Origin of the sequence: Lentzea sp. NPDC042327 (assembly GCF_040647275.1) — a bacterium.
Taxonomy (GTDB): Bacteria; Actinomycetota; Actinomycetes; order Mycobacteriales; family Pseudonocardiaceae; genus Lentzea.
Window position 1 is genome coordinate 97,012 of record NZ_JBEZBX010000005.1, and the last position, 21,177, is coordinate 118,188.

General features: G+C 70.3%; 23 protein-coding genes and 1 tRNA gene. 11 read left to right on the forward strand and 13 right to left on the reverse strand.

Features of this window, described 5'->3' with window-relative positions; translation table 11 throughout:
• Positions 1-87: 87 nt before the first annotated feature.
• Positions 88-2,208 (forward strand): LuxR C-terminal-related transcriptional regulator, encoded by a 2,121-nt coding sequence (locus AB0A63_RS14245; protein WP_360390144.1) that lies wholly within the window; start codon positions 88-90, stop codon positions 2,206-2,208.
• 19 nt (positions 2,209-2,227) lie between these two features.
• Here the strand turns inward: AB0A63_RS14245 and AB0A63_RS14250 are convergent, their stop codons facing one another.
• Positions 2,228-2,836: a LysE family translocator gene (locus tag AB0A63_RS14250; protein WP_360390147.1), complete on the reverse strand. Its 609-nt coding sequence runs from the start codon at positions 2,834-2,836 to the stop codon at positions 2,228-2,230.
• A gap of 82 nt (positions 2,837-2,918) precedes the next feature.
• Entirely contained in the window at positions 2,919-3,494 is a 576-nt protein-coding gene (locus AB0A63_RS14255; protein ID WP_360390150.1) for a DUF4232 domain-containing protein, read from the reverse strand.
• 97 nt (positions 3,495-3,591) lie between these two features.
• Here AB0A63_RS14255 and AB0A63_RS14260 point away from each other — a divergent pair, with 97 nt between their 5' ends.
• From AB0A63_RS14260 to AB0A63_RS14275, 4 genes are all read left to right on the forward strand, one after another.
• Positions 3,592-4,281 carry a hypothetical protein gene (locus AB0A63_RS14260; protein WP_360390153.1) on the forward strand — a complete coding sequence of 230 codons (690 nt, stop codon included), beginning with the start codon at positions 3,592-3,594 and terminating at the stop codon, positions 4,279-4,281.
• Positions 4,282-4,325: 44 nt separating this feature from the next.
• Complete coding sequence (locus AB0A63_RS14265) at positions 4,326-4,757, forward strand: hypothetical protein (RefSeq protein WP_360390156.1); 432 nt, start codon at positions 4,326-4,328, stop codon at positions 4,755-4,757.
• Between the two features lie 9 nt (positions 4,758-4,766).
• Positions 4,767-5,138 carry a MerR family transcriptional regulator gene (locus tag AB0A63_RS14270; protein ID WP_360390158.1) on the forward strand — a complete coding sequence of 124 codons (372 nt, stop codon included), beginning with the start codon at positions 4,767-4,769 and terminating at the stop codon, positions 5,136-5,138.
• A 65-nt stretch (positions 5,139-5,203) separates the two neighbouring features.
• Positions 5,204-5,566 (forward strand): helix-turn-helix transcriptional regulator, encoded by a 363-nt coding sequence (locus tag AB0A63_RS14275; protein ID WP_360390161.1) that lies wholly within the window; start codon positions 5,204-5,206, stop codon positions 5,564-5,566.
• On the opposite strand, the gene AB0A63_RS14280 is transcribed toward AB0A63_RS14275, so the two are convergent.
• From AB0A63_RS14280 to AB0A63_RS14300, 5 genes are all read right to left on the reverse strand, one after another.
• The gene (locus AB0A63_RS14280; RefSeq protein WP_360390164.1) at positions 5,563-6,150 is read right to left on the reverse strand and encodes an ATP-dependent Clp protease proteolytic subunit; all 588 of its coding nucleotides are present in this window, start codon (positions 6,148-6,150) and stop codon (positions 5,563-5,565) included. The two genes, AB0A63_RS14275 and AB0A63_RS14280, sit on opposite strands and share 4 nt — an antisense overlap.
• On the reverse strand, positions 6,147-6,758 hold the full coding sequence (locus AB0A63_RS14285) for an ATP-dependent Clp protease proteolytic subunit (protein WP_360390166.1): 612 nt from the start codon (positions 6,756-6,758) through the stop codon (positions 6,147-6,149). The genes AB0A63_RS14280 and AB0A63_RS14285 overlap by 4 nt, the downstream gene beginning before the upstream one ends.
• A gap of 122 nt (positions 6,759-6,880) precedes the next feature.
• Positions 6,881-7,627: a hypothetical protein gene (locus AB0A63_RS14290; protein WP_360390169.1), complete on the reverse strand. Its 747-nt coding sequence runs from the start codon at positions 7,625-7,627 to the stop codon at positions 6,881-6,883.
• Positions 7,628-7,777: 150 nt separating this feature from the next.
• A tRNA-Leu gene (locus AB0A63_RS14295) sits at positions 7,778-7,851 on the reverse strand.
• A gap of 52 nt (positions 7,852-7,903) precedes the next feature.
• Positions 7,904-8,185 carry a metal-sensitive transcriptional regulator gene (locus AB0A63_RS14300; RefSeq protein ID WP_360390172.1) on the reverse strand — a complete coding sequence of 94 codons (282 nt, stop codon included), beginning with the start codon at positions 8,183-8,185 and terminating at the stop codon, positions 7,904-7,906.
• Positions 8,186-8,508: 323 nt separating this feature from the next.
• On the opposite strand from AB0A63_RS14300, the gene AB0A63_RS14305 reads away from it, so the two are divergent.
• Positions 8,509-8,850 carry an Lsr2 family protein gene (locus AB0A63_RS14305; protein ID WP_030466676.1) on the forward strand — a complete coding sequence of 114 codons (342 nt, stop codon included), beginning with the start codon at positions 8,509-8,511 and terminating at the stop codon, positions 8,848-8,850.
• 123 nt (positions 8,851-8,973) lie between these two features.
• Here the strand turns inward: AB0A63_RS14305 and pabB are convergent, their stop codons facing one another.
• The 3 genes from pabB to AB0A63_RS14320 form a co-directional block, all read right to left on the reverse strand.
• Positions 8,974-10,959, reverse strand: coding sequence for an aminodeoxychorismate synthase component I (gene pabB / locus AB0A63_RS14310; RefSeq protein WP_360390176.1), 1,986 nt, complete (start codon positions 10,957-10,959; stop codon positions 8,974-8,976).
• Positions 10,960-11,049: 90 nt separating this feature from the next.
• Positions 11,050-11,895: a hypothetical protein gene (locus AB0A63_RS14315; RefSeq protein ID WP_360390179.1), complete on the reverse strand. Its 846-nt coding sequence runs from the start codon at positions 11,893-11,895 to the stop codon at positions 11,050-11,052.
• A complete protein-coding gene (locus tag AB0A63_RS14320) occupies positions 11,892-12,389 on the reverse strand; it encodes a SigE family RNA polymerase sigma factor (protein WP_360390182.1) in 498 nt (165 codons plus the stop codon). The genes AB0A63_RS14315 and AB0A63_RS14320 overlap by 4 nt, the downstream gene beginning before the upstream one ends.
• Before the next feature lie 89 nt (positions 12,390-12,478).
• Between AB0A63_RS14320 and AB0A63_RS14325 the strand changes: the two genes are divergently transcribed.
• From AB0A63_RS14325 to AB0A63_RS14340, 4 genes are all read left to right on the forward strand, one after another.
• Complete coding sequence (locus AB0A63_RS14325) at positions 12,479-13,663, forward strand: metallophosphoesterase (protein WP_360390185.1); 1,185 nt, start codon at positions 12,479-12,481, stop codon at positions 13,661-13,663.
• A gap of 107 nt (positions 13,664-13,770) precedes the next feature.
• Positions 13,771-14,937, forward strand: coding sequence for a type III PLP-dependent enzyme (locus AB0A63_RS14330; protein WP_360390188.1), 1,167 nt, complete (start codon positions 13,771-13,773; stop codon positions 14,935-14,937).
• Between the two features lie 34 nt (positions 14,938-14,971).
• The gene (speD, locus tag AB0A63_RS14335; protein WP_030466682.1) at positions 14,972-15,367 is read left to right on the forward strand and encodes an adenosylmethionine decarboxylase; all 396 of its coding nucleotides are present in this window, start codon (positions 14,972-14,974) and stop codon (positions 15,365-15,367) included.
• Between the two features lie 29 nt (positions 15,368-15,396).
• Positions 15,397-16,212, forward strand: a complete 816-nt coding sequence (locus AB0A63_RS14340; RefSeq protein WP_360391446.1) for a spermidine synthase — start codon at positions 15,397-15,399, stop codon at positions 16,210-16,212.
• Positions 16,213-16,282: 70 nt separating this feature from the next.
• Here the strand turns inward: AB0A63_RS14340 and AB0A63_RS14345 are convergent, their stop codons facing one another.
• From AB0A63_RS14345 to AB0A63_RS14355, 3 genes are read right to left on the reverse strand one after another with little or no spacing between them, the layout of a single operon-like run.
• Positions 16,283-18,331, reverse strand: a complete 2,049-nt coding sequence (locus AB0A63_RS14345; protein WP_360390190.1) for a prolyl oligopeptidase family serine peptidase — start codon at positions 18,329-18,331, stop codon at positions 16,283-16,285.
• 9 nt (positions 18,332-18,340) lie between these two features.
• Positions 18,341-19,111 carry a DUF1295 domain-containing protein gene (locus AB0A63_RS14350; RefSeq protein WP_360390193.1) on the reverse strand — a complete coding sequence of 257 codons (771 nt, stop codon included), beginning with the start codon at positions 19,109-19,111 and terminating at the stop codon, positions 18,341-18,343.
• Positions 19,108-20,361: a cyclopropane-fatty-acyl-phospholipid synthase family protein gene (locus tag AB0A63_RS14355; protein WP_360390196.1), complete on the reverse strand. Its 1,254-nt coding sequence runs from the start codon at positions 20,359-20,361 to the stop codon at positions 19,108-19,110. Before AB0A63_RS14355 ends, AB0A63_RS14350 begins: the two co-directional genes overlap by 4 nt.
• 235 nt (positions 20,362-20,596) lie before the next feature.
• On the opposite strand from AB0A63_RS14355, the gene AB0A63_RS14360 reads away from it, so the two are divergent.
• Positions 20,597-21,151: a hypothetical protein gene (locus tag AB0A63_RS14360; protein ID WP_360390199.1), complete on the forward strand. Its 555-nt coding sequence runs from the start codon at positions 20,597-20,599 to the stop codon at positions 21,149-21,151.
• Positions 21,152-21,177 lie beyond the last annotated feature (26 nt).

The following is a 21,177-nucleotide window of genomic DNA, read 5'->3' on the forward strand; positions in this document are numbered from 1 at the left end:
GGCGCGCCGGGTGAGAGTGCTAGGCCGAAAGGGTGGTGAGTCGATCCTTCTCGCCGTGGCGCGCGCGAGCTGGGCAAGGATGCGCCGATGACCGTGCGGGACGATCTGCTCGACCGGCCCACGGCGTTCATCGGCCGGCACGCCGAGCTGGCCGAGGCCAGGGCGCTGCTCGGCCGGTCGCGGCTGGTGACGCTGGTCGGCACGGGCGGTGTGGGCAAGACGCGGATCGCGGTCGAGACGGCGCGCGCGGTGCGGGACGACACCGCGTTCCGGCACGGGGTGTGGCTGGTGCCGCTGGGCGAGCTCGACGACCCGGCGCTGCTGGCGAGGACGGTCGCGGCCGGGCTGCGCGTCGTCGACAACGGGCGGGACGCCGGCCCCTGTCGGCTCGTGGAGGCGTTGTACGACAAGCACTTGATGCTCGTGCTGGACGGGTGCGACCACCTGCTCGACGCCGTGCGGGACCTGGTGCACCACCTGTTGCGCCACTGCGAGGGGCTCACGGTCCTGGTGACCTCGCGTGCACCGCTGAACCTGTACGGCGAGTGCGTGCTGCTGGTGCCGCCGTTGTCCGCTGATGATGCGCTGGCGCTGTTCCGCGACCGGGTGGCGGTTGCCGAGGCAGGGCTGCCGGAGGCGTTGGACGGGACGCCGCTGGCGGTCGAGCTGGCCGCGACGCGACCGGGCGAGCCGGTGCGCGCACCGGTGCTGGAGTGGGTGGCGCGGGGCTGTTCCGACGAGGAGCGCGAGCTGTGGGCGGCGCTGTCGGTGTTCCCGGCGGACTTCGACCTCGCTGCGGCGACAGCGTTGTGCGGCAGGGAGATTTCGCTGTCCGCACTGGTGGACAGGGTGCTCGTGACGGTGTCGGCGAACCCGGTGGCGGAGCGGACGCGGTACCGGCTGCAGGACACGGTCGCGCGGTTCGGCACAGGTCTGCTGACGGACCCCGATGCGGTGCGGCGCAGACATGTGCGGCACTACAGCGCGGTGGCGGAGGAGGCCGCGAGGTCGTGGTTCTCACCGGACGACTCGCGGTGGGTCGCGCGCCTGCGGGAGGAGTGGCCCAACCTCCGGACCGCCATCGGGTACGCGCTGCGCTCCCCCGGCCTGGCGCCCACCGGCGCGACGATGCTGATCGACCTGGGGCGGACCCGGTTCCCCGTTCTCGCGGGCGTGCTCGGCCAGTTCCAGGACCTGCTGGCCATCGCACGCGAGGCCGTCGGACCGCCGCTGCGGACGTCGCTGGCCGCGCACCAGGCGTTGCTGGCCCTGACGCAGGGCGACCTCGCGGCGGCGGGCCCGTTGCTGAGCGAGTTGCGCGGGCAGCCACCGGATGCGGAGTCCGATGTGGACCTGATGTGGGTGGAGGCGACGCAGCTCTTCCTCGTGGCGGGCTCTGCGGACTGCGTGCCGGTGTACGAGCGCCTCGCCGAGCTGTCCAGGGAACGCTCGGCGCCGGGCGACACGTACGTCATCGAGCTGTTCCTCGCCACCGCCTCCTGCCTCCTGCTCGACGCCGAGGCCGCCGACAAGGCGACGACCGCGCTGGCCGCGAAGAGCACCGGGGTGGCCTGGTCGACCGCGTGGGCGCTGTGGCACCGCGGCCTCTACGAACTGCTGCACGGCGACCCCGCCCTCGCGCACCCGCACGCCGCGGAGGCATTGCGCATCCAGCTCACCCTCGGCGACACCCACGGTCCCGCCCACAGCCTGTGGCTGCTCGCGTGCACCTGCGCCGAACTGGGCGCCCACGACCGCGCGACCCGCCTGCTGGGCGCGCTGCGGTCGCAGGAGCGCACCACCCGGATCTCCTTCGCCGGCCTGACCCCGTTCCGCGTCCTGCTGGAACGCGCGGACCGCACCGTCCGCCGCGCACTGGGCGACGACCACCCGGTGATCGCCACCCTGGGCGCCGACCTGCGCCCCGACCAGGCGATGGAGCTCGCGCTGGAACCGGTGCCCGACTCCGAGCGCCGCCCGCCCCGGCCGACCTTGCCCGGCGGTCTGACCAGGCAGGAGTTCACGATCGCGGGCCTGGTGGCCGACGGCTTCTCGGCCAAGCAGATCGGCGCCCGCCTCTTCATCTCGCCCAGGACGGCGGACCGGCACGTGGTCAACATCCGCACGAAGCTGGGCCTGCCCAGCCGGGTGGCGCTGGCGGCGTGGCACCGGTCGGTGACCGGCGACGACCCCGACCGCCGCTGGTAGCCGGTTCGTCGGCACCGGCTCACCGCGTCTCGGCGGCCAGTTTCAGCCCCAGCGCGATCAGCACGGTGGCGGTGAGCCGGTCGAGCAGGAGCCGCCGGCGCAGCAGGAAGGCGCGGGCGCGGGCGGCCAGGCCGATGAGGACCGGGAACCACAGCAGGCCGATGCCGAGGTGGATGGCGACGAGCAGCACGCCCCACGACGGTGCGGACGCGGGCAGGAACTGCGGCAGCAGCGAGAGGTAGAAGACGCCGGGTTTGGGGTTGAGCAGGTTCGTCAGCAGGCCGACGCGCACGGCGGCGCGGACCGACGGGACCGGGGCCGGTTCGTCGAGGTCGACGGGCGTGCGGGCGGTCCACAGCGCCTTCACGCCCAGGTACACCAGGTAGGCGGCGCCGAGGACGCGGACCAGGTCGTAGGCGAGTTCGGACGCGGTCAGCAGCGCGGTCAGGCCGGCCAGACCCGCCGCCGCCCACACCAGGCAGCCCAGGGTGCTGCCGACCACGACGCCCAGCGCCGCGCGCCGGCCGACGAGCAGGGCCGTCCGCAGCACCAGCAGGGTCTCCAGGCCCGGGGTGATGACGGTGAGCAGCGCGACGAGCGTGAAGCTCAGCAGTGCGGTGGTCGACATGCGGCCATCAGAACACGGAAACGCTGCGGCGCCGGAAGAATTTACCCGGCCGACACGTGCGCGACACCGTCTACAGTGGACCTCAGCGGTACCACGCCCGCACACCGATGCGGCCCGTGCTGCCCAGGTCGATGTTGATGCTGCGCTCGGGTGCGACCGGCACCAGCGACTGCCAGGCGCCGCCGGGTGCGGCCGCCAGGTCGACGTGGCTGCCGACCTGCGGCGGGTCGAGCGTGGTGTGCGTGTTCCGCCAGAGGATCGCCGAACGCGCGCGCTCGCCCGGTTGCACGGTGATCGGTTGTGGCGGGTCGTCGAAGCCTTCGAGCCGTGCGATGCCGCCGGAACCCGGCAGGACCGCCACGTCCAGCGGCTGCCAGCGCTCGTCGAGCAGGCGCACCTGCGGGTGGCCGTTGAGCTGCACCGGTTCGATGCCGCAGTTGACCACCTCGACCGCCATCACGCGCAGGCCGGTGGCCGCGTCGCCGCCGCTCGTGGTGAACCGCAGGCCGCCGGTGCAGGCCGGTTCCGCCGGTGCCGCCGTGGTCAGCGCGGGTGGCGGAAGCACCGGTTCCTGCCGCAACGCCGTGTGCCTGCCGCACGAGGTCAGTGCGACGAGCGCGGTCACCACCGCCAGAAGAGCTCCGCCCCCAGATCTCATGCGACCGATCATGCCCGTGACCGGAGGAGATGTCATTGATTTGGCACCGGCCGGCGTTCCGCCGCGGCGCTACCCTCTGCTCCGGGGAGGGAGACCGATGAACGCCGTGCATCCCGGCTTCGTCCGGTGGATCAACGAGGAGTGGGGCGGTGACGAGCTCTTCGCGGCCGCCCTGTGCCTCGACGAGCTCGCGGAGGCCTGCGGAGGGCCGTACGGCGAGTGGGGCACGCTGTCCGAAGAGGACCAGTCGGTGCTGCTGCAGCACTTCAGCACGCTGCACCCGGACCGGACCTCGTTGCGGGCGGTCGCGTTCGAGTACCGGGAGCACGCCGGCGACGGGAACCTGCGCGAGCTGGCCCGGCGGCTGCGCGAGGACGGGGACGTCCTCGCGCACGACCTCGCGCCGGTCTGGTGGCGGCGCAAGCAGGAGAACCGGGTCAGCACGCACCGCTCCACCTACACCGTCGAGCTGCTGCTCGACGACTACGACCGGCTGATCGCGCTGGTGGGCACCCTGATCGACGCGGCACGGGACTCGGCGCAGTGCGAACGGCTGCTGGACCTCAAGATGGTGCACCGCGAGCTGGAACGCGGGCGCGACCGCGCCGTTCCGGCGATGACCGGGCAGAACCGGTGGGAGTTCTTCGTCATCCTCACGGCCGAGCACATGGACCTCCTGCGCGCGGAGGGCGGCGAGCACGCCCGGTCGGCGCCGGCCGGCTTCCGCGCCTACTGGCGGGACGTGGACAGGGCGTTGCGGTCGGCGCGGTCCATCGCGTTCTCCTGAGCGGGCTTGACCCTGCACCGTGGTGCAGGGTCGAGGGTGGCGGTGTGATCGAGACCGTCGAGACTTCGGAACGCGCCGCGGTGACCAGGTGGGGCCGGGCGGGCGCGCTGTACGACCTGGTGGCGAGCGCCGCCTTCCTCACGCCGTGGACCGCGGCGTTCGCGCTGGGTCTGATCGGGGACCTGCACGCGGCGCTCGGGCTGCCGGGTGCGCCGCCTCCCCCGCCGAACGCGATGACGTTGTTGTTCGCCACGCTGTTCGGCACGGTCGTGGTGCTGTGGTCGGTGGTCCGGTGGGTGCGGCCGGAACCGGTGTTGATCGCCGCGGACACGGTGGGCAGGGTGCTGTTCAGCGGGTGGTTCACCCGGGCGCTCTGGCAGGGCGAGACGCCGGTGCTGGCGGTGTTCCTGGTGCTGGAGGTGGCGTGGGGTGCGGCGCAGCTGCGGGCGCTGCTGGCCGGGCGCAGGGCGGGGTAGCGTCCGGCGGTGCGCATCTCCGAACTGGCCCGGTCGGCGGGCGTGGGCATCAGCACGGTGCGGTTCTACGAACGGCGCGGGCTCGTCGTCCCGTCGGGGCGCACCAGCGGCGGGTACCGCGAGTACGAGCCGGAGGCGGTGAAGCGGCTGAAGTTCATCCGCCGCGCGCAGCTGCTCGGGTTCACGCTCACCGAGATCGACCAGATCCTCGCGCTGTCCGCCGGTCCGGTCGACGTGGCCGGGCTGGGCGGGGTGATCGAGGAGAAGGTGGGCGAGATCGAGGAACGGGTGCGCGACCTCGAACGGGTGCGGCTGGCGTTGCTCGACGTGGCCGCGAACGGGCCGCGCGAGACGTGCCCGGTGGTCGCCGCGTTGAGCTGACGGCGTCTTTCTGCCGACAGCAGAACGCACCTTCCGGCCGGTGCGGCTGCTGTCACGATGGCGGCATGGCGGACATCTTCGACTTCAAGGGCAAGCGCGAGCCGCAGCCGCTGTGGCGCGAGGCGCTCGGCCGGAAGCTGCGCGAGATCAGGGAGCTCCAGGGTGCCCGCCTGGTCGACGTGGCCGAACGGGCGGGCATCTCGACGCAGTACCTGTCCGAGATCGAACGCGGGCGCAAGGAGCCGTCGAGCGAGATGATCGCCGCGGTCACCGGTGCGCTGGGCGTGGACCTGGCCGACCTGCTCGTCGGCATCGCGGGCCAGGTCCGGCACTTCCAGACCGCGCGTCCGGTGCACCGCCCCGGCGGCCCGGTGATGACCACGCGGTCCCTCGGCCGTCCCAGCGGACCGGTGCTCATGGCGGCCTAGCGCTGCTCCAGCACCTGGTCGGCCAGTCCGTACGCCACAGCACCCTCCGCGTCGAACACGCGGTCGCGGTCGGTGTCGTGGCGCAGCTGGGCGACGTCGCGCCCGGTGTGCCGCGACAGCACGTTCTCCAACTGGGAGCGCACCCGGACGACCTCGTCGGCGGCGAGGATGAGGTCCGGGATCGTGCCCCTGCCCTGTGCCGCCGGCTGGTGCAGCACGACCCTGGCGTGCGGCAGCAGTGACCGGCGGCCCTCCGCGCCCGCGGCCAGCAGGACCGCGCCCGCCGCGACGGCCTGGCCCACGCACGTCGTCGCCACCGGTGCCTTGATGTAGCGCATGGTGTCGTAGAGCGCGAGCATCGCCGACGGGTCGCCGCCCTCGCAGTTGATGTAGAGGTTGATCTCCAGGTCGGGGTTGTCCGACTCCAGGTGCAGCAGCTGCGCGATCAGCGCGTTGGCCACGCCCGAGTCGATCCCGGTGCCCAGGTAGACGATCCGCGACGACAGCAGGTGCGAGTAGACGTCCATGATCCGCTCGCCGCGGGCGTCGCGGGTGATGACGTTGGGGATGGTGTAGGTGCTCATGCGACGGCTCCGGAGTGCAGGCCCAACTGGTGGGTGCGGACGGGGACGACCTGGCCCAGGTCGCTGACGACGTGGTCGATGAACCCGTACTCGCGGGCCTGGTCGGTGGTGAACCAGCGGTCGTGCAGCGAGTCGGTGAAGATCCGGTCGAACGGCTGGCCGGTGTCCTCGGCGATCAGCCCGAGCACGGTGTCCCTGGTGTGGCGCAGGTCGTCGGCCTGCACCTCGACCTCGACCGCGGAGCCGCCGATGCCCGCGGACCCCTGGTGCATGAGGATGCGGGCGTGCGGCAACGCGAACCGCTTGCCCTTGGTGCCGGCGGAGAGCAGGAACTGGCCCGCGCTGCACGCGAGACCCAGCGCGAGGGTCGCCACGTCGCACGGGACCAGCCGCATCACGTCGCGGATCGCCAGCATCGACGGCACCGACCCGCCGGGCGAGTGGATCCACAGCGCGATGTCCTGCCGCGGGTCCTCGCTCGCCAGCGACAGCATCTGGGTCGCGAGCACCGTGCCGTTGTCGTCGTCGAGCGCGCCGTCGAGGATCAGCACCCGCTGCGCGAAGAACCGGTCCCTCAGACCGGGGCTGAACATCTTGTCGTTCGTCATGCACCCGACGATGCCGGTGCCACCGCCGCGGCCGCTTCCGTTGCTGCTGTGGGCAGATCAGCTCACGGCAGGCACGCACCCGGAGCTTCAGTCCTTTGAGGACACCTTCGGGGGCCGCACGGTCACGCCGATTCCACGGTGAGCCGCCACCGCACGATCCCTTCGGCGGGCACGACGGCGACCGGGTTGTCGGGGTCGGTGCGTTCGAAGCTCGCGCCGACCATGGGTTCCACCCCGATGCTGCGGTAGGGCTCCGGTTCCGGCCAGCCCTTGAGGTTCCGCCACAGCGCGATCGACACCGGCTGTCCCGCGCACTCCACCCGCAAGTCGAGCGCGTGCTCGCCGTCGACCACCCGGATGCGGTCGTGGCGCAGCACCGCACCGGTCGCCGTGCCGTCGTCCGGTCCGAGCGTTGCCAGTCCCGCCGGCCACTCGCTCATCACCGGCGCGGGGTCCGCGATCAGCACCGGGACTCCTTCCGGTGCCTCCAGACGGGCTTCCTGGCTGAGCTCCAGCAACGCGTGCGCCGCCCACACGAACCGATAGCCGGGTTCGGCCGTCAGCTCGTAGTCGACGACCACCACGTCGCCTTCACCGCCGAAGCGCCGCCGGAACGAGAACTCCGGTGTCTCCACCGCCCACCAGCCGTCGACCTCGTGCCAGGGCCGGCTCCACACGTCACCGTGGTCGGGCAGCCCGCGCAGCGTCGGAACGCATTCCTCCAGCCCGCCCGCGTCCACCCACGGGTCTCCGGGCGACACCGCCGCGCGTGCCGGGTCCTCTCTGGCCCACAGCCACTCGCGTTCCCCGCTGCGCAACGACGTCCACCGCCCGCCGAGCGAGTGGTCCACCTCGACCCGCAACCCCACCACACCACCCCCGCCAGCAAGGTCATCGCGTTCCGACCCTCCCACGCACCAAGGCGCAAAACAACGCCCGGCCGGGGACCTGGGAGCCCAGAAAACACCACGGGCGGGGTATGTCCGCGCGTTCCGCAGACATACCCCGCCCGAAGGTCGTGCCCCCGGTGCGACTCGAACGCACACTGGACGGATTTTGAGTCCGCTGCCTCTGCCGATTGGGCTACGGGGGCGTAGCGGGGTGAACTGTAGCGGATCTGGCGGTGTGGTTTGTTGCGGGTACCCCTAGGACTTCACCAAACGGCTGATGGCCGCGGTGGCTTCGGCGAGCTTCTCCTCGGCGACGGGGCCGCCTTCGGCGACGGCCTGGGCGACACAATGCTTGAGGTGCTCGTCGAGGAGGCCGAGGGAGACGGCCTGGAGGGCCTTCGTGGCGGCGGCGATCTGGGTGAGGACGTCGATGCAGTATTCGTCGTTCTCGACCATGCGCTGGAGGCCGCGGATCTGTCCCTCGATGCGGCGCAGTCGCTTGAGGTATGCGTCCTTGTCCGCGGTGTACCCGTGCATCGCTCCTGACCTTCCCTACCCCTGGCGGGTATGTGCAGGATACCCGGAGGACGGGTGGTGCGTTATGTGCAACGCTGCTCCGTCAGCGGGAATGGTGAAGCGTCCGGCAAGCCCAGCAACAGCGGCGTGATGAGACGACTAGCTGCACATTTTGGACCCATAACACCCCTGCGGTTTCCTCCGCAAAATGCCCCGACCGGGCGGTTGGGTCACATTTCAGCGGCGAAAGGTTCGCCGTTTTTCCTCGTGTGGACTATGGTGTTGTCGGTGCACGTGGTTTGGTCGAGGATCCGCGTGCTATGTGAGTACCCAACGGAGGAACAGTGGCACAGCAGACCGTCGTCCAACTCATCGACGACCTCGACGGCGGAGAAGCCGACGAGACCGTGACCTTCGCACTTGACGGTGTCGAGTACGCCATCGACCTGTCGAAGGGAAATGCGGAGCGGCTTCGCGAGTCGCTGGCGGACTTCGTCGCCAAGGCTCGTCGTGCGGGTGGCCGCAAGCAGCGCAAGGGCACCGGCAAGTCCACGGTGAAGGCCAGTGACAAGGCTGAGGCGCAGCGCATTCGGGACTGGGCCCGTGCGCAGGGGCACCAGATCTCGGACCGCGGCCGCATTCCGCAGAACCTGGTCGTGCAGTTCCAGGAAGCGCACGCGTCCTGACCTGCGCGGACTCGCGGGGTTTCCACACGTCGGCCGGGTGGCCGGCCGACGTGTTACCAAGAACAGAAGCACAAAGGTGTAACACGTCCCGGTTCGTTCACACCATCCCCGGAACGCGTGGGATCAGCGACCGGGAAAGTCCGCTCCGAACAGCCGCAACACGGCTGTCGCCTTGACCGCCGTCTCCTCGAATTCCGCGTCCGGCTCGGACAGCGAGATGACTGCTCCGCCGACGCCGAAACTGACCTGGGCACCGTTGCGGACCAGCGTTCGGATGACGATGCTGAAGTCCGCGGCGCCGTTGAGCGAGAAGTATCCGAGGGCTCCCGAGTACACGCCACGTGGACCAGCTTCGAGCCCGTCGAGGATCTGCGTGGTCCGGATCTTCGGTGCTCCGGTCATGGACCCGCCGGGAAACGCGGCTCGAACACATCGGACGGCGGAACTGTCCGGTCGAAGTCGTGCCCGCACGGTGCTCACCAATTGGTGGACGGTGGTGTAGGTCTCGACGTCGAACAACCGGGTCACCTCGACGGAACCGACTTCCGCGCAGGTGCCGAGATCGTTGCGGACGAGGTCCACGATCATCAGGTTCTCGGCGCGGTCCTTGACCGATCGGGCCAGGCTTGTGCGCAACATCTCGTCTTCGGCGGCGTCTTCGCCGCGGGGGCGGGTGCCCTTGATCGGCGATGACTCGACGACGCCATCCCGGTCGACGCGGATAAATCGTTCGGGTGACCCGCTGAGCACGGACAGTTCACCGAAACGCAGCAACGCGCCGAACGGTACGGGATTTGCGGCGCGGAGCAGCCGATAAGCGGCCCAGGGGTCCACGTCGGCCTGCCAGGACATCATGTTCGTCAGGCAGACCTCGTAGGTCTCGCCGGCGGTGATGGCTTCCTGGCACGCGTTGATCAGCTTCAGGTAGTGCGTGCGCGGGTGCCGCAGTTGCACGGTGGCCGCGGCGGGCGGTTCAGGGGCCGGCAACGGGGTGAGTGCGTTCAATACGACCAATACCTGGTCGAACCAGTCGTCGTCGGTCAACGACAGCAAATAAGTGGTGTCTTCGTGGTGGTCGATCACGACGGCGCGGTCGGCGAAGACGAACGACGCGTCGGGGTGGTCGGACCGGTGGGCGGAGTCACCGCCGCACTCGGCTTTCAGCTCGTACCCGAGGTAGCCGACCCAGCCGAGCGCGAAGTCGAACGGCACGTCGGGGTGTTCGACGGCCCAGGCGGCCACGTCCTCGTCCAGCCACGAGAAGAACGACGGGCAGTGCAGGCGTTCACCGTCGACGACCAGCTCCTGGTCCGGTACCGAGTACCGGGCCACCCGCGCGAGGGGCCCTGAGGCGTCACCCAGGAACGAGAACCGCCCGCCGGAGCCGCTGTCCAGCCAGAACGCGGTCTCAGCGGTCCCGTGGAGGGCCGCGAACGCCTGCTCCGCGTCCACGGCCAGGTCCAGGCGGCGAACGTGCACAGGGCGCTTCTGAGCCGTTGTACGAACCACCGCGGGTTCGGGGACGGCGGCGGTCCGGGTGGGGGTGAGGGCGGCGAAGTTCGCCAGCAGCTCCCGGCCGGACTGGGTGCAGATCGACTCGGGGTGGAACTGCACGCCCCACGCCGGGCGGTCGAGCGCGCGCACACCCATCAGCACGCCGTCGTCGCTCCACGCGACGGCTTCCAGGGAAGGAGGCAGCTCGGTGACCGCCAGCGAGTGGTAGCGGACCACTTCGAGAGGTGACGGCAGACCGGCGAACACGTCGACGCCCGTGTGCGTCACCGGTGAGACGATGCCGTGGCGCGGCACCGGTGCGGGACCGACCGTGGCGCCGTAGGACAGGCACAGCCCCTGATGGCCCAGGCACACGCCCAGCAACGGGATCTCGGCGTGCTCGACCACCGCGCGGCAGAGGCCGAAGTCGGCGGGGTTGCCCGGCCGGCCGGGTCCCGGCGAGATCACCACGTTGTCGAACGACCGCAGCGCGGACAGCCGGAAGCGCGGGTCGTCGTTGGCGACGACCACGGGTTCGGCGCCGTTCACCTCGGCCAGGTGCTGGAAGAGGTTGAACGTGAACGAGTCGTAGTTGTCGATGAGCAGAGTCCGCATCGCGGGCGGCACTCTACCTGCCAAAACACCCGATCGGACGCAGGAGAGAGGGCGGCCACAGAACGTGACCGCCCTCCGTGTGCGACCGGGTCAGCTCCCGAGGACGAACTTCGGGTCGACCGCCATGGCGGCGAGCTCTTCGCCGGAGAACGGCTCGACGTCGAGCGCCGGGTAGCCGCCTCCGTCGTAGCCCGCGCTCTGGGCGACGTTCACGACCCAGCCGTTCGGGTGCTTGTACGACATCCAGCCCATCACGCGGCCCTGGTCCGTGCTGGCCGCGTCACCGACCTTCTTCCCGTCGACGTCGCGCACCTTGCACATCGCCCGGCTCATGCCCCAGAACTGCCTGGCCAGGGCACACGGCTCGGAGGCGCTGCCCTGGCTGGGCGTGGACACCTCGACGATCAGCTTGCCGACCTTGTCGTTCTTGCGGACCGGCACGTACGACGTGTACTCCCAGACCTCGGGCTCACCCTCGTTCGACGAGATCTGCGCCTGGGTGTGGAGCAGGTCGCCGTTCTGGTACTTCGTGTCCTGGTACTTCAGCGACGGCGTCTCGAAGCCGTGCGCCTGGGCGGACTGCTTGACCGCCTCCAGCAGTTGCACGCCGCGCGCAGCCTGCGGGCCCTGCTGCGCGGTGCGGTCGTTCTGCCCGGACGGCCACGCCATCTTCGACGAGGCACCCGGCTGGGAGCTGCTGCTGCTCGGCCCCGCACCGATGAGGTAGTCCTGCGTGCCGCCGGGGTCGAGCGCGAACGCCGACCCGAGGCCGATGCCCACCACGAGCACCGCCACCACCGCGCCGACCTGCGACGACCGCCGCCTGGACCGGGCCTTGCGCGCGACGTCGAGCGCACGGTTCGGATCCATGGCCGGCGGGGGGCTGCTGGTCACCACCACGTCCTGGAAAGCCGTCCTGAGGTCCTGTTCGTTCATCGAACCCTCTCCTGCTGTGAGAGCAGACCGCGCAGCGTCTGCAGCCCCCGCGCGGCCTGGCTCTTGACCGTTCCTCCCGAAACCCCGAGGACAGCGGCCGTCTGGTCGACGGACATGTCCTCCCAGTACCGCAGCACGAGGCACGCGCGCTGCTTCGGAGGCACCTTCGCCAGCGCCTCCAGCAGCACCATCCGCTCCTCCGGGTAGCGACCCGGTGCAGCGGCCGAGTCGGCGAGGTCCTCGCTCACCGACTCGAACCGGAACCACCCGCGCCGCCGCTCGGACAGGAACGTCCGCACCAGTACCTGCCTGGTGTAGGCGTCCAGCGCCTCGTGCCGGTCTATTCGCCGCCACGCCAGGTAGAGCTTCGTGAAGGCTTGTTGCACGAGGTCTTCCGCGCGATGCCAGTCGCCGCACAGCAGATACGCCGTGCCGCGCATGGCGTCGGAACGGGCCGCGAAGTACTCCTGGAACGCGGCGTCCCGGTCACTCATCAGGTCTCCCCCTGTCTGCGGTACCGGGTTACTCACGCCACCGCCAACCTGGCGGGTTGCACGGAGTTCGCGAAACGCATACTGATGTCGTGATTTTCCTTTTGCTCCTCGGCGTCCCCACCGCACTGGGCCACTTCTACCTGTGGCGCAGGCTGGTCGTGGACACCACCCGGCCGCGCTCGCTCGGGCGCCGCGTCGGCACCGCCGCCATCGCCGGCGCGTTCCTGGTGCTGATGAGCGCGCTGGTCGTGACGCGCCGGGTGCCGCCGGAGTACGGGAAGTTCTTCGCCTGGCCGGGCTTCGTGTGGCTGGCCGTGCTGTTCTACCTGGCCATCGCGCTGGGCATCGCCGAGGTCCCGCGGCGCATCCTGCTGCGCAGGGCCAGCGCCGCACCCGTGCCCGTCGGCACCGGCGCGGAGGCGGCCGAGCCGGTCGAGGTCGTGCCCGACCCCGGTCGCCGCCTGTTCATCGCGCGGTCGGTCGCGATCGGCTCCGGCATCGCCGCGGGCGGTGTCGTCGGGTATGGCATGACGCAGGCGCTCGGCGACCCTCAGCTGCTGAACGTGCCGGTGACGCTGGACAAGCTGAAGCCCTCGCTGTCCGGTTTCCGGATCGCGGTGGTGAGCGACATCCACCTCGGCCCGCTGCTCGGCCGCTCGCACACCGAGCGGATCGTGCGGATGATCAACGAGCAGGAGGCCGACCTCGTCGCGATCGTCGGCGACCTGGTCGACGGCACCGTGGCCGAGCTGGGCGAGGCCGCGGCACCGCTGCGGGACCTGGTGTCCCGGCACGGCAGCTTCTTCGTGACCGGCAACCACGAGTACTTCTCCGGTCACGAGCAGTGGATCTCCGAGCTCGACCGGCTGGGCGTGCACCCGTTGCGCAACGAGGGCCTGACCGTCGCCGGTGGGATCGAGCTCGTCGGCGTGAACGACGTCACCGGGAAGTCCTACGGCGACGGCCCCGACCTCGACCGCGCCTTCACCGGCCGCGACCGCGCCAACCCCGCCGTGCTGCTGGCGCACCAGCCGGTGCAGGTGGGCGACGCGTCTTCACGCGGAGTCGACCTGCAGTTGTCCGGTCATACACACGGTGGACAGATGGTGCCGTTCAACTTCGTGGTGCCGGTGCAGCAACCCGCTGTCGCGGGGCTGTCGAAGGTGGACGACACGTGGCTGTACGTCAGTCGTGGTGCGGGTTTCTGGGGGCCGCCGGTGCGCGTGGGCGCTCCCCCGGACATCACGCTGGTCGAGCTCCGGTCTGCTGGCTAAATCACACTCGGCCCCACGGGATTGCGCACTTGCGGTGTGCAGGCCGTAGAGTGGACGGCCGTGCCCGCGTACGGACGCGAGGCGGATGAAGGGGGAACCCTGGGGAAATGACCGAGAGCTTCGCCGTCGACCGGCGTTACGAGGCAGAGGCTCGTATTCGGCGTTTCCTGGACCAGGAGCACCCGTCGACACCGTGTCTGGTGATCGACCTCGAGACGATCCGCGCGCGTTACCAGGCGATCCACGCCGCGATGCCGTCCATCGACATCTTCTACGCGGTCAAGTCGAACCCCGAGGCCGACGTCGTCGCGACGCTGGTCGCCCAGGGCGCCCAGTTCGACGTCGCCTCCCCCGCGGAGATCGACCTGTGCCTGGCGCGCGGCGCCGCACCGTCGTCGATCTCCTACAGCAACCCCATCAAGAAGGCCGCCGACATCGCGTACGCCTTCTCCCGCGGGGTGCGGCTGTTCGTGTCGGACAGCGAGCAGGACGTGCGGTTCCTCGCCGAGCACGCGCCCGGTTCGTCCGTCCTGGTGCGGATCCTCGTCCACAGCAAGGGTTCCACCTACCCGTTCGGCAACAAGTTCGGTTGCGATCCGGAGATGGCGACGGATCTCTTGCGGTTGTCGCACCGGTTGGGGCTCGTTCCTCTGGGCGTCGCCTTCCACGCGGGCTCGCAACAGCTGTCCGTGGCGGGCTGGGACTCCGGCATCGCCGACGCCGCCCTGATCGCCGCGAAGCTGCGCGCGGAGGGCATCGAGACCACCACGGTCAACCTGGGCGGCGGGCTTCCGGCCGTGTACCAGGAGGACACGCCGAGCCTTGAGGCCTTCGCCGCCGCCATCGAGGAGTCGCTGGCCCGGCACTTCGGTGCCGCACGCCCGCGGGTGATGATCGAACCGGGGCGCGCGATCTCCGCGGAGGCCGGGATGATCCGCTCGTCGGTCGTGCTGGTGTCGCGCAAGTCCTATGCGGACGAACGCCGCTGGGTGTACATCGACATCGGCCGTTACCAGGGGCTCGCCGAGACCGAGGGCGAGGCGATCGCGTACCGGTTGCGCACCTCGCGCGACGGCGGGCCGACCGGACCGGTGGTGCTGGCCGGTCCGACCTGCGACGCGGACGACGTGATCTACCAGCACACCCGCTACGACCTGCCGCTCGACCTGAGGGCGGGCGACCACGTGGACATCCTCCACGCCGGCGCCTACACCTCCTCCTATTCGTCCGTGTGCTTCAACGGCTTCCCGCCGCTGGCCACGTACTGCGTCTGAGTCCGCCTGTACTTCACATAGTTTGGAGTGATTGATGTCCGAAGCGCCCTGTCAGACCGAGGAGACCGTCGGTTTGTTCGCGGGACAGCACGTACTTGCAGAGCTTTCGGGTGTGAGTGCCGATCTGCTCGACGACGAGCAGTTCCTGCGCCACGCCCTCGGTGAGGTTCTCACGCAGGCCGACGCAACCGTGCTGGAGGTGATCTCCAAGAAGTTCGATCCCCAAGGAGTCACCGTGCTGGCCCTGCTGTCGGAGTCCCACGCGTCCATCCACACCTACCCCGAGGTGGGGTCGGTGTTCGTCGACGTGTTCACCTGCGGTACTCGTGCGAAACCCGCGCTCGCCGTCCAGCTACTCGCTGACGCTCTGGGCGCTGCTCACGTGAGCACGGACCTCGTCACTCGTGGCATCAAGGAGCACGCCGCGTGAACACGATCAACGAGCCGCTCGCCGAGGGCATGACCCGCCACTGGCGCGTGGACGAGGTGCTGGTCGACACCAAGACCGACTTCCAGCACCTGGTGATCGCCCGCACCGCCCAGGGCCTGTCGTTGTTCTGCGACGACGACCGCCAGTCCACGGAGCTCAGCCAGCTGACCTACCACGAGGCCCTGATGGTGCCGGCGCTGCTGCTGGCCGACCAGGTCGAGCGGGTGCTGGTCATCGGCTCGTCCGAGGGCGTGGTGTGCCAGATGGCGGTGCAGCACGGCGCCACCGTCGTCGACCACATCGACATCGACGAGCAGGCCGTGAAGCTGTGCGCGGAGCACCTCCCGTACGGCTACACGACCGAGGAGCTGGCGCTGGCGGAGAAGGGCGAGGGCCCGATCCGCGTGCAGTACATCGACGGGTTCGAGTACATCCGCACGACGTCGGAGAAGTACGACATCGTGCTGGTGGACCTGCCCGACGAGCGTGAGGAGGAGGCGCAGCACAACCGCCTGTACGGCGCGGACTTCCTGCGCATGTGCAAGGCCCTGCTGCGTCCCGGCGGCGTCGTCGTCAACCAGTCCGGTTGCCAGACGATGTGGCGCAACACCACGCTGATCCGCTCCTGGCAGCGGTTCAACGAGGTGTTCGAGACGGTTGCGTACTACGGCTCTGACGAGCACGAGTGGGCGTACCTGTTCGGGCGCGCGGACGTCGTCGAGGACCCGACGGCGCTGATGGTCGAGCGGTTGGCCACGGCCGGGTACCGGCCGGAGTCGATCGACGACCTGGCGTTGCTGGGCAACAGCATTCCGCCGTACCGGGTGCGGCAGTCGCTGGCCTGAGCCGGTTTCCGGCACGAGAGAGGGGCGCTTCCCGGTCACCAGGAGGCGCCCCTCCTCCGTTCGTGCGCGCCTAGCCGAGCGCCTGCTTCAGGAAGTCCACCTGGAGCAGCAGCAGGTTCTCCGCGACCTGCTCCTGCGGCGTCATGTGCGTGACACCGGACAGCGGCAGCACGGTGTGCGGCCGGCCCGCCGCCAGCAGAGCGCTGGAGAGGCGCAGGGTGTGGGCGGCCACGACGTTGTCGTCGGCGAGGCCGTGGACGATCATCAGCGGGCGGGAGAGCTTGTCCGCGTCGGCGATGAGCGAGTTGGAGTCGTAGACCTCTGGCCGCTCGTCGGGGTGGCCGAGGTAGCGCTCCGTGTAGTGGGTGTCGTAGAGGCGCCAGTCGGTGACCGGGGCGCCGGCGATGCCCGCGTGGAACACGTCCGGGCGGCGCAGGACGGCCAGTGCCGACAGGTAACCGCCGTAGGACCAGCCTCGGATGGCGACCCGGCCGAGGTCGAGGTCGGGTTCGAGTGCCGCCGCGGCGTGCAGGGCGTCGACCTGGTCCTCCAGGGTGGCGCCGGCGAAGTCGAACGCGATGGCGCGTTCCCAGGCCAGACCGCGACCGGGGGTGCCGCGGCCGTCGGCGACGAGCACCGCGAAGCCCTGGTCGGCGAGCCACTGCGAGGCGAGGAACGCGTTCTGCGCGGACAGCACGCGCTGGGCGTGCGGGCCGCCGTAGGGGTCCAGCAGCACCGGGAGCTTGGTGCCCGGCACGTGATCGGCAGGCAGCAGCAGGGCGGCGCGCAGGTCGCGTTCGCCGAGGGTCAGCATGCGCGGGGACGCCCTGATGACCGGCGTCTCGGCCCACGACTCGATCTCGCGACCGCCGACGGTGACCTTCGGGCCGCACCAGTCCAAAGAGGACGATGCGAGTACAACCGTGCCACCGCCCCGGACCGCGGTGTGCACACCATCCCCTGTGGACAACTGCTCGACCGTCGCGCCGACGGAGTGGACGTGCACCTGGGTGGGGTCGTCGGCGGAGGCCGCGATCAGCACGGAGTCGTCGGTGATGTCCAGGACCCGGCGCACCTGCAGGCCTTCGGTCACGACGTCGTCGCCGACCTGCAACGCGTACTCGTCGCCGGAGTGCACGATCCGGACCAGGCGGCCGTCGGGCGTCCACGCCGGGGCGCCGTCGCTGACCTCCAGCCACACCGGGTCGGTCTCGACGGCGAGCTCGGACACCGCACCGGTCTCCGGGGCGAGCGAGTGGACGCGGCGGGTGCGCTGGTCGCGGGTCTGCGTGGTGATCAGCGGCGCACCACCGGCTGACCAGTGCACGTCGTTGAGGTAGTCGAACTCCAGCAGCACCGGCACGAAGGTGCCGTCCAGCGACACCACGTGCAGCGACACCGCGGCGTTGTCCGTGCCCGCCGCCGGGTAGGCGATCTCGGTGGCCGGCGTCGCGGGGTTCGCCGGGTCGGCGATGTACCAGCGGCGCACCGGGGAGTTGTTCACGCGCGCGGCGATGAGGCGGGTGCCGTCCGGCTCCCACCAGTAGCCGCGGTAGCGCGACATCTCCTCGGCGGCGATGAACTCGGCCAGGCCGAACGTGACGTCCTCGCCGTCGGGCACGGCGACCGCGCGGTCGTCGCCCGAGTCCAGCTCGACCACGCGCAGGGTCCCGCGCGTCACGTACGCCACGCGCTGACCCGTCGGGTCGACGCGCGGGTCGATGACGCCGCCACCGGTCGGCAGCTCGCGCACGTCCCCGCTCACCAGGTCGGCCACGAACAGGCGGCCGGACAGGGCGAACGAGGCGACGTTCGCGTCACCGGACAGGGCGTAGCCGACGATGCCCGCGCCGGACTCGCGCGTGCGTTCGCGGCGGGCCTTCTCCTCCGCGGGCAGGTCCTCCTGCTCGGTCAGCAGGCGGCCGGGATCGGCCACCAGCCGTTCGACGCCGGTGGTCGTGTTCAGCTCCCACAACCCGTTCGCACGGCTCGTGGCCGTGGCCGGGCGCAGGAAGAACACGCGCGAACCGTCCGGCGACACCGCGAAGGTGCGCGGTGCGCCGACGGTGAACCGCTGAGAGCGCGCCTGTTGGCGCGGGAAGGAGATGTCGTTGCCCACCCGCTCACACTATCCCGCGCGCGAACGCGGGGGCATGGGAACGAAACCGCTGGTACGACGCACGTACTCGGCGTACCCCGGCCGGCGCGACACGATGTCCCTCTCGAGCAGCGGTTTGCCCGTGCCCTTGGCGAGCAGCCACGTCATGACCACCGGACTGATGACCGTGAGCGCCGCCGGCCAGGAGTGCACCGCGAACAGGAAGAGGCCCCACCACACCACGGCGTCCCCGAAGTAGTTGGGGTGCCTGGTGTAGCGCCACAACCCGCGGTCCATGACGGCGCCCTCGTTCGCCGGGTCCGCCCGGAACCGCGAGAGCTGCCAGTCACCGACTGACTCAACTGTGAAGCCGACCACCCACAAGGTCGTTCCGGCCCAATCTAGCACTCCCCACGGCGCGTCAAGGTGCTGTGCGACCTGCACCGGCAGCGACACGATCCACATCAGAACGGCCTGCAACAGGTACACCCGGTACATCCGCAGCCGCGGATTTCCCTTGGCGCGCTTGAGGATGTCCCGGTAGCGCGGGTCCTCGTCCCTGGTCCGGTTGCGCAGGAGGATGTGCACGCCGAGCCGGACGCCCCAGATCACCGTGAGCACCGTGACCAGCACGTTCCGCACCGGTTCGCCGTCCGCGAACAGGAACGTCACCACCGCGATGACCGCGAAGCCAGGTCCCCAGGCGGAGTCGACCAGGTCGTAGCGCTTGCGCCGGTCCGCGTAGCCGAACAACGCGGTGAGCAGCACCAGCACCACGAGGAAGCTGACCGGGTAGCTCACCGGGCCACCAGCTCACGGCGCACGCGCGGCATGCCGCTGCGGCCGTTCTCGCTCGTGCGCACAGCGAGGACCTGGTCCACGCCCATCCGTCCCTCCTCGAACGTCAGCGCGCCGCCGGCGAGGTAGAGCCGCCACACGCGCGCCTGACCCTCGCCGACGAGCGCGACGACCTCGTCCCACCTCTCTTCGAGCGTCCGTGCCCACGCGCGGACGGTCCAGACGTAGTGCTCGCGCAACGCGTGCACGTCCCGGATCTCCAGCCCGGCCGCCTCCAGGAACCCGGTCGTCTGGCTGACCGGTCGCATGTGCATGTCCGGTGCCACGTACGACTCGATGAACGCACCACCGCCCGGCGCGTTCCGGCCGCGCGACATCTGTTGCAGCAGCAGCCGCCCCTCTGGCTTGAGCAGCCGGTGCAGCGTCGCGGCGTACTCGGGGTAGTTCCGCTCGCCGACGTGCTCGCCCATCTCGATCGTGGAGATCGCGTCGAACGGTTCGCCGCGCACCTCGCGGTAGTCCTGCAGCCGCACCTCGACCCGGCCCTCCAGCCCTTCGGCCGCGATGCGCGAGAGGACGTGCTCGCGCTGCTGAGCGGAGATCGTGACCCCGGTGGCGTGCACGCCGTAGTGCTTCGCCGCGTGGATGATCATCGAGCCCCACCCGCAGCCGACGTCGAGCAGCCGCAGGCCGGGCTGCAGGCCGAGCTTGCGGCACACCAGGTCGAGCTTGTTGTGCTGCGCCTGCTCCAGTTCCTCGTCCTCGGCGGTGAAGTACGCGCACGAGTAGGCCATGCTCGGGTCGAGCACGAGCCGGTAGAAGGCGTTGCTCAGGTCGTAGTGGTGCGAGATCGCGTCCCGGTCCCGCTTCTTGCTGTGCAGCGCGCCTTTGAGCCGTGCCTCCTCCTTCGGCGCGTCCGGGTTGCGCCCGACCACCTTGAGGTCCAGCGCGAGCCGCACCACCTCGGTGAGCTTCGGCCTGCGCGTGACACCGCGCCGCACCAGCCCCCAGACCTGGGAGAGCCCGGCCGCGAGGTCGCCTTCCACGTCGAGCTCGCCGCTCACGTACGCCCGCGCGAGCCCGAGCTCGTTCGGGCTCCACACGAGCCGGCGCAGCGCGTCGCGGGAGCGGAGCACGAGCACGGTCCCGTCCTGTGGGCCGGCCACGCTCCCGTCCCACGCCCGAATCCCGATCAGAAGCGGCGCACCCAGCACCCGTTCCGCCACTCCTGCCAGCTGACCAGCGACGACCATCCTGCACCTCCTGCGAAACCGGCTCCGCCTGACGTTCGGGACGGCAAGAGGTTCGGTTCGTTTCTGAACCGAGACGCAACCACGCCCGTATGGCCCGGTAGAGCGAACGACGGACAAGGAGGACATGAGTGTGATCCGACGTAACCGCATTGCCATCGGGCTCGCCGCGGGACTGGCAGTTGTGCTGGGTCTTGGTGTCTGGAGCGCCACGGGAAGTGGCACGAACTCGAAGCCGGTGGCACAGACCGAAACCGACCTGGGCGTCCTCGGTGACTACGGCGACGTGGGTCAGCCCCCGGTGCTCCAGGAACCCGCTCAGGCGCCCGAGACCCCGGTTCAGCAGCAGGCACCGGAGACCCCGGCCGCGCAGCAGCCCCCCGCAGCCGCACCGGTCAGCTCGCTGAAGCTGGTCGGCAAGCCGGTCGACAAGATGGGCCTGGTCGTCCAGGACGGCGACGGCCGCACGATGTACCGCTTCGACAAGGACACCCCGAAGCCGGAAGGCAAGTCGAACTGCAACGGCCAGTGCGCCATCACGTGGCCGCCGCTGCTGTCGGACACGATCCCGCAGGTCGAGGGCATCGACTCGAAGCTCGTCTCGCTGATCACCCGCGCTGACGGCAAGAAGCAGGTCGCGATCGACGGCTGGGCGCTCTACGCCTACTCGCAGGACCCGAAGCCGGGTGCCTGGAAAGGCCAGGGCGTCGGCAACACCTGGTTCGTGATCCAGCCCGACGGCAAGCGCAACGTCGAATGCCTTCCCCCCGGCGTGACGGTGCCCGCGGCCTAGTCCCCTTGCAACGACCATCCCGTTAG